At 79.4% G+C, this 904-nt stretch carries 1 protein-coding gene; it reads left to right on the forward strand.

What is annotated here, in order from left to right; translation table 11 throughout:
* A partial coding sequence (locus GTW08_RS09645; RefSeq protein WP_161151789.1) for a S8 family serine peptidase occupies window positions 1-904 on the forward strand: 904 nt, incomplete at both ends.

Raw genomic sequence — 904 nt, forward strand, 5'->3', positions numbered from 1 at the left:
GCCTGCACCCCGCCCGGCGACGACGGCCCGGGCGCCGCCCGCGGTGCGGTCCCGCAGCCACCCCCGCATCTCGCGACCGGTGCGGGGCAGCTCGTCGCCGTCGTCGACACCGGGGTGGCGCCGCTGCCCCGGCTGGCCGGACGCCTCAGCGGCGGCGGGGACTACCTCACCGGCGGCGACGGTCTCACCGACTGCGACGGCCACGGCTCCGATGTCGCGCTGCTCCTCGCCGGAGCCGCCGACCCGGTCACCGGGCTCGGCGCGGGCATGGCGCCGGGCGCGCGGATCCTGTCGCTGCGCCAGTCCTCGGGGCGCTTCGCCGTCCGCGGCACCGACGGCACCGAGCGACCCGCCGGGGAGATCCGCACCCTGGCCGCGGCGATCGACCGGGCCGTCGCACTCGGCGCGAGCGTCGTGAACGTGTCCGAGGTGGTGTGCGTGCCGTCCGCGCAGGTCGACTCCGCGGGGGCCGCGCTGCGCGAGGCCGTCGACGGCGCCGAGCGGGCCGGGGTCCTGGTCGTCGCCGCGGCCGGGAACGTCGACGGGAACGGCACCTGCACCGGCGACCCGGACCTGCGGCCGCTGCCCGCGTCCTACGACACGGTCCTCGCCGTCGGCGCGGTCGACGGCGACGACGTCCCCGGCGACTTCTCCGTGCCGGGCCCCTGGGTGGACCTCGCCGCTCCGGGGACGGACCTGCCCCGTCCGTCCGGACCGGACGGTGCGGTGGTCCGCGGCACGTCGTACTCGGCGCCGCTGGTCGCGGGGACCGCGGCGCTGCTGCGCGAACGGTTCCCGATGCTCACCCCGCGTCAGGTCGGAGACCGGCTGCGCGCCACGGCCCGCCCCACCGCGGGCGACGGCCGCACCGGCCACGGCGTGCTCGACCCGGGGGCCGCGCTGA

The sequence above is a fragment of the Pseudonocardia sp. SID8383 genome (genome assembly GCF_009864975.1).
Lineage (GTDB): Bacteria > Actinomycetota > Actinomycetes > Mycobacteriales > Pseudonocardiaceae > Pseudonocardia > Pseudonocardia alni.